The sequence below is a fragment of the Butyricicoccus sp. AM32-19 genome, from assembly GCF_003480365.1.
GTDB lineage: Bacteria > Bacillota > Clostridia > Oscillospirales > Butyricicoccaceae > Agathobaculum > Agathobaculum butyriciproducens.
This window is the reverse complement of the sequence record NZ_QUIX01000028.1, coordinates 7,803-14,103: the sequence shown is the minus strand read 5'-3', so window position 1 is coordinate 14,103 and position 6,301 is coordinate 7,803. Positions and strand designations below refer to the sequence as shown.

The 6,301-nt window shown below is 49.9% G+C and carries 10 protein-coding genes and 1 pseudogene; 10 read left to right on the top strand and 1 reads right to left on the bottom strand.

All coding sequences use genetic code 11. From position 1 onward, the window contains the following. Positions 1-735: 735 nt before the first annotated feature. From DW806_RS14665 to DW806_RS16000, 10 genes are read left to right on the top strand one after another with little or no spacing between them, the layout of a single operon-like run. The gene (locus DW806_RS14665) at positions 736-1,566 is read left to right on the top strand and encodes a phage antirepressor KilAC domain-containing protein (RefSeq protein ID WP_118730424.1); all 831 of its coding nucleotides are present in this window, start codon (positions 736-738) and stop codon (positions 1,564-1,566) included. Next, entirely contained in the window at positions 1,563-1,730 is a 168-nt protein-coding gene (locus DW806_RS15530) for a hypothetical protein (RefSeq protein ID WP_199677322.1), read from the top strand. Before DW806_RS14665 ends, DW806_RS15530 begins: the two co-directional genes overlap by 4 nt. Beyond that, positions 1,711-2,097, top strand: coding sequence for a helix-turn-helix domain-containing protein (locus DW806_RS16150; protein ID WP_243107211.1), 387 nt, complete (start codon positions 1,711-1,713; stop codon positions 2,095-2,097). Before DW806_RS15530 ends, DW806_RS16150 begins: the two co-directional genes overlap by 20 nt. Beyond that, positions 2,013-2,384: a hypothetical protein gene (locus DW806_RS16145; RefSeq protein WP_243022789.1), complete on the top strand. Its 372-nt coding sequence runs from the start codon at positions 2,013-2,015 to the stop codon at positions 2,382-2,384. Before DW806_RS16150 ends, DW806_RS16145 begins: the two co-directional genes overlap by 85 nt. Next, entirely contained in the window at positions 2,381-3,226 is an 846-nt protein-coding gene (locus tag DW806_RS14655) for an ATP-binding protein (protein ID WP_118730423.1), read from the top strand. The genes DW806_RS16145 and DW806_RS14655 overlap by 4 nt, the downstream gene beginning before the upstream one ends. After that, the gene (locus DW806_RS15320) at positions 3,223-3,369 is read left to right on the top strand and encodes a hypothetical protein (protein WP_158578400.1); all 147 of its coding nucleotides are present in this window, start codon (positions 3,223-3,225) and stop codon (positions 3,367-3,369) included. Before DW806_RS14655 ends, DW806_RS15320 begins: the two co-directional genes overlap by 4 nt. Next, a complete protein-coding gene (locus DW806_RS14650; RefSeq protein ID WP_118730422.1) occupies positions 3,302-4,210 on the top strand; it encodes a ParB/RepB/Spo0J family partition protein in 909 nt (302 codons plus the stop codon). Before DW806_RS15320 ends, DW806_RS14650 begins: the two co-directional genes overlap by 68 nt. 13 nt (positions 4,211-4,223) lie before the next feature. Then, positions 4,224-4,730, top strand: coding sequence for a hypothetical protein (locus DW806_RS14645; RefSeq protein ID WP_118730421.1), 507 nt, complete (start codon positions 4,224-4,226; stop codon positions 4,728-4,730). A gap of 10 nt (positions 4,731-4,740) precedes the next feature. Beyond that, positions 4,741-5,376, top strand: coding sequence for a DUF3846 domain-containing protein (locus tag DW806_RS14640; RefSeq protein WP_118730420.1), 636 nt, complete (start codon positions 4,741-4,743; stop codon positions 5,374-5,376). Positions 5,377-5,394: 18 nt separating this feature from the next. Beyond that, positions 5,395-5,715: a PcfB family protein gene (locus tag DW806_RS16000; protein ID WP_330425284.1), complete on the top strand. Its 321-nt coding sequence runs from the start codon at positions 5,395-5,397 to the stop codon at positions 5,713-5,715. Here DW806_RS16000 and DW806_RS15835 read toward each other — a convergent pair. Next, positions 5,654-6,301 (bottom strand): annotated as a pseudogene (locus DW806_RS15835) (recombinase family protein); the annotation flags it as partial. The gene DW806_RS16000 and the pseudogene DW806_RS15835 sit on opposite strands and share 62 nt — an antisense overlap.

Sequence of the window (6,301 nt, the reverse complement as noted above, 5' to 3'; positions counted from 1 at the left end):
GGCACCGCCGAGGTGCAGGATGCCATCGACACCGTGCAGGAGGCTGCGGGTCTGGAGGAGCAGACCATCGAGTATCTGCTGCGGTACCAGTACGGCGAACAGCTGATCCGCAAGCTGGCCGAGGCGATGGAGAAGTAACTCGACTGTGCCGGGAATCTGACGACAAATTGACGACACGAGGGCATAAAAAGGTACGAGAAAGTGCAAAAGTCAACTTTCCAAAATACACGATTTTGGAACTTGCGTGCGTTTCAAAAACGCGAAAGCGTGCGTTTAATGTGCGATTTGTGTCGATTTTTGCGAGAATTGAATACCACGCAGTTTAGCGCCTTGCGGAGAAGTACGGTCTCAAAGCAGCTCGTCGCGCTCCGCAGTTCTCCAAGCGCTAATCTACAGCTTAATAATGCTAAAAAAGTCCGGAAATACACCATTTTCCGGGCTTTTCTATATCCAAAATTCTGTCTGGCCTGTTCGGTTTTGATGGAATTTGAACGTAAATTTATGGGTTTATAGTGGCCAAATTACTGGTGGACAAGCCCATTCTGACCTCTTATGGGTTAAATTACTGGTGGACAATAGGAGAAAATGATGTCCAATTTTGCCGTCAACGGACGAACACATACTTGACTGATTTACATAGAGCCTTGGCTCATTCTTTGAAAACGAGAATGGGTCGAGGCTCTATTTTTTTCGCCCGAAATCCGGCGAGACAAATACGAGCAGGAGGTAACAGGTATGACGGATTTCAATCAGAAGACCCATGACACCGATGTGGGCAGTCATGGCGGACAGTTGAGGCAGATGATGGAGGTGTTTGAGAACCAGGAGTTTGGTTCGATCCGGTTGTTACAGGAGGCGGGCAAGACCTTCTTTTGTGCAAGCGATGTGGCAAAAGCGTTGGGGTATGTGAATCCCTACGCCGCTGTGAAGCGCCATTGCAGAGGCCCCCTAACGAAACGCGAGGGGGGCGTTCAGAAGGTGAATCAGTATGGAGGTGCTGGAGAGCAGGTCGTTGAAATTTCCTTTATCACAGAAGGCGATGTTTACAGGCTGATCGTTCACAGCAAACTGCCATCGGCAGAACGATTTGAACACTGGGTGTTTGATGAAGTTCTCCCTTCCATCCGCAAGCATGGTGTGTATATGAGCGATTCCATTTTGGATCAGGTGATTCAGCATCCGGATGTCATCTACACTCTGGCGCAGGAGCTTGTAGCCGAGAGAGAGCAGCTTGAGGGTATCCGTAAACAACTGGATCCGGCGCAGCCCAAGGCAGACTACTTCGACACCTTTGTGAACTCGGAGGATTGCACCTGCATCCGGAATTTCTGTCAGGAAATCGGAATCCCGGAGAAGACGGCAGTGGCTCTCTTACTGGATCATCGCTATCTGTATCGTAGTCCAAGCGGCTGGTTGATGCCTTTTGCAGACAAATCTGCAAGGGGCTATTTTATTGTCCGGGATTGCTACGGCAGAAGCGGAAAACTGGTACAGCAGACGAGAGTGACCTGCAAGGGAAAGAATCATCTCTTCAAGTTGTTTAAGAAATGGGGTGTGATCGAATGACGCTTTTTACAGAGGGACGACTTCAGGCATTTGAACGCATGATGCAGGATACCGGCAAATACCATCGCCGGGAGGACAGCGAAGATTGTCCGCGTAAATGTCCAAAGAAAAAAGCGGAGCCTGCGAAAAAGGGTGGTGAGCACCATGCCGGTATTCAGGGTTGAGAAAAACAGCAATTACACAACGATGTGCAATTACCACCTGCGGGATCAGGGTCTCAGCCTGAAAGGAAAAGGACTTCTCTCTATGCTGCTCAGTTTGCCGGACACATGGAACTATTCGGTACGGGGATTATCTTCGATTACGCCGGACGGCGTAGATGGAGTGCTTACGGCTCTGAAAGGGCTGGAGCGTCTTGGGTATCTGGAAAGGAACCAGCAGCGTGAGAGCAACGGTCGGATGGGCAGAGCAGAGTATGTGATTTATGAGATGCCGAGGAAAAAGCCGTGTTCGGAATCACCGTGTACGGAAAAGCCGTATACGGTAATCCGGATACGGACACACCGGTTACGGAAAATCCCGCGCAATTAAGTACTAATAGAACAAGTACTGAAACAATCAATAAAAGAGAGAAGAAGGAAATCCAGCACCGGTATAGATCATATGAAAATGTCCTTCTCTCTGACACAGAATACGGAAAGCTCCGGCAGGAGTTTCCAGGTGATTATCAGATGCGGGTGGAACGGCTCTCTGAGTATATGGCCTCCACCGGCAAAAGCTACAAAAATCACCTTGCCACAATCCGGAGCTGGGCAAAGAGAGAAAAGCCGAAGTATAACCCGGCAGACTACACATTTGAGGAAGGAGACAGCCTATGAGCGATATGGTGCCCGAAGTTTTGAATGCGGCGTTGGATTCGTTCTTTACGCCGAAAGAACCCGGAGAGCAGGAATACCAGGGCGAGGATGGTCTGCTGTATTGTCGGAGCTGCCACACGCCGGTGCAGTGCAGGGTAAAGCTCTGGGGCAGAGACAAGATTGTTCCCTGCCTTTGCAGATGCCAGCAGGAAGCGATGGCGGAGAAGAAACGCCAGGATGAGCTGCTGGAGCGGCAGCGTAAAATCAGGCAACTGAAAGCAACTGGGATTCAGGAAAAGCATCTTCTGGAATGGAATTTTGCCGTTGCAGAGGACAATAAGGATATCCAGATGGCAAAACGCTATGTGGAGCAGTGGAAAAAGGTCAAGGCTGAAAACCTTGGCCTTTTGTTATGGGGAGATGTCGGAACCGGAAAGTCCTTTGTGACGGCATGTATTGCCAATGCGCTGCTGGAACAGGGAATTTCGGTTTTGATGACGAACTTCTCCAAAATCCTGAACCAGATGGGAGCCATGTATTCGGAAGAACGATATCGGTATATCGCTTCGTTTTCCAACTATTCTTTGTTGATTCTGGATGATCTTGGGGTTGAGCGCAGCACCGAATATGCGTTGGAGCAGGTTTATGCTGTCATTGATGAGCGGTACAAGTCCGGGCTTCCGGTCATTATCACAACCAATCTAAAGATTGCAGAAATCCGCAATCCGCAGGATGTGACATACGCCCGGATTTACAGCAGGATTCTGGAAATGTGTACGCCGGTGCGAATCAGCGGAGAGGACCGCAGAAAGAGCATTGGAAAAGAAAAACAGCAGGTCGTTAAGGAGGTACTTGATCTATGAAGTGCAAGGTAAAAAAGGCGTTTTTCGCAGGTAAGAATGACATCTATCACCGCTGGAAGGAGGTTAAGAAGCTGAATGGCAAAAGCAAAAACCAGTATTACAACAGAAAACCGCAGTGGCTCAGCTGCCGACGCTGCGGCTAAGGAGCAGCGGACGGAGATGCCGCTTTCTGACCTGCATCCCTTTGAAGGGCATCCCTTTAAGGTGCTGGACGATGAGCTGATGGAACAGACCGTGGAGAGTATCAGGCAGATTGGTGTAGTATCACCGCTGATTGTACGGCCTGACCCGGAAGGCGGATTTGAAATTCTTTCGGGACACCGTAGGCTTCATGCAGCACAGCTGGCAGGTTTGGAGACAGTGCCGGTCATCGTCAAGGAAATGGATGATGATGCGGCAATCATCTTTATGGTGGACAGCAACTTGCAGCGGGAAAATATCCTTCCCAGTGAGAGAGCTTTTTCTTACAAGATGAAGTTGGAGGCAATGAAACATCAGGGTCAGAGAAAAGATTTGACTTCGGAGCAATTTGCACCGAAGTTGTCTACGGAGATTATTGGTGAAGCTGTTGGAATGAGTAAGGATACGGTTAAACGCTATATCCGCCTTACCAACCTGATTCCTGAAATTTTGGATATGGTGGATGAGAAGAAAATCGCCTTCAATCCGGCGGTAGAGTTGTCTTACCTGAAAGCGTCCGAACAAAAAGAATTTCTGGAGGCAATGGACTATGCACAGGCATCTCCATCCCTGTCGCAGGCGCAGCGGCTGAAAAAGCTCTCGCAGGAGGGCGGCTGCAACTTGGATGCCATGTGTGAAGTGATGAATGAAATCAAAAAGGATGAGCTTGACCATGTGACGATTAAAAACGAGGTTCTTCGGAAGTATTTCCCGAAATCCTATACGCCGAAGCAAATGCAGGACACGATTATCCGGCTGCTGGAAAAGTGGCAGCGAAGTAAACAACGAGATATGGAACGATAAGAAGGAGATTTTTATGATGATGAACTTTAAGAAGAATCAGAACAACGCGGTGTGCAGCATGGACTGTAAGAACTGCCCCAACGGTGCAGCGCAGCCGAATCCGATGGATGATCCCATGTTTGAGAAGTCCATTGCGATGCTTCATAACTGGTTGATGCTGGAGGCAATCCGTGAAGATCACCCGAAGGAGCGCATTGTAATGGTGCTCCTGCCGGGGGCAGGCGGCGAACTTCTGACCGAGGACGGCAGTCGAGATATCTTTGAGGATGTTTATGATGAGATGGAGGCTGATCTGGTGGCAGATGGGGAACTGCTTCTCCATTATGATAAGAGCGATGTGATCGAGACTGACAGAACCCGCTATCTGCTGGGAGCTGCGGAAGTTTCGGAAATCGACCAGAACGGCAACGAATGCAGCATCAATCTGTTTACGCTGGAGCGCACCATCGACTATGTGAGCGAAAACCTGACGGTGGTTTCCATTGGCGGCGAGCTGGTTCCGGCACTGCGCTTGATCTAAGGAGGAGCCTATGAAGAAATTCGATGTGGAGATTACGGAAACTCTCCAAAGAAAGGTTTCTGTGGAAGCTGCCTCACAGGAAGACGCGGAACGCATGGTGATGCAGGCATGGAACAATCGGGACTATGTTCTGGATTCCGGCGATTTCACCAGCGTGGACTTAAAGACTGTGGGAGAACATGAACTGGCGGAGAACAGAACAATGGATGTGCTGCTGGTGCAGCCCAACGCCTACCCGAAGAAAATCAGTGTTGGCACGGAACTGGAAGATTTGCAGACTATGGTCGGCGGCGATATTGAAGTGACCTATCCTTTCGAGGATGAAGTGGCCGTTATTCTGAATGAATCCGGCAAAATCAATGGCCTGCCACTGAACCGTGCGATTTACACCGAAGACGGGGATATGCAGGACATTTATGCCGGTGATTTTCTGGTGGTTGGGCTGACAGAGGATGACTTTGGTTCTCTGACTTCGGAGCAGATGCAGAAATTTGAGGAACAGTTCCATCAGCCCCAGATGTTCGTTCGCATGGGGCGCAGCATCATGGCGATTCCGGTTCCGGATGACATGGTGAAGAAGATGGAGGAAAAGGCTGCGAAGCCTTTGGAAAAGAGCAAGCCGGCACCGGACCGGGACAGTTTGTAAGGAAGGAGGCGGAGATTCATGCAGGAAGAAGTTGAAAATCGTACCGTCAATCTGGCAATCAGTACCACGAAACTGACCTTTCGCACCATCGTGAATGGATATAATGCGTGGAAACGACACCATCAGGCGAAGGTGGCTCAGAAAACAGCGCAGCTGCCGATTGGAAAGCAGAGCATCAAAGAGCTGATCGGTCAGAATCAGGGAGTCAGCAGTATTCCCATTGAGAAAACGGATTTGAAAGGCTTTGAACAGGTGGCGCGGAAATACGGTGTAGATGCAGGACTTCCAGCTCGGAAACTCTCTGCTTTGCTGTGGCAAGGCGTGTCCGCTGTTTCCTGACCTCTGCCGTCTGCTGGCTGGACTGTGCTTCCTGCACCACACGGACAAACTCGGCTCCGTCATGCTTGGCATATTCTGCAATGGCTTTCAGCATTTCAGAGACAAGGGACAGTACCACATCTTCATTGATACGGTGCTGGGTCTTGCAGAGCGTTCCGCAAGGAACTTTGGTGTACTGTGAGCAGGTGTATTGAGAAATGCGCTTGCCGTTATTGGTGCGGTGGACATACATCTTGCCGCCGCAATCGGCACAATAGAGCAAGCCCGTGAGGGGAGCTGCTTCGCCCCAGCCGTCCGGGTAGCGTCTGACATTCCCACGGATTTTCTGCACAAGGTCAAAGGTCTGCTGGTCAATGATAGGTTCATGGGTATTCTCGAAAATTGTCCATTCGTCCTCCGGGACATAATGGCTTTTCTTGTCCTTGAAGTGCTTTCGGGTCTTAAAATTGATGGTGTGTCCCAGATACTCACGCTTTTCAAGAATGTTGCAAATGGTGGAAGAACCCCAGCCGTACACATCTTTGAAAGTCTTATTCTTGTTCACGCCCTCGCCGTGCTGGGCAAGGTAAGCGGACGGAATGAGGAT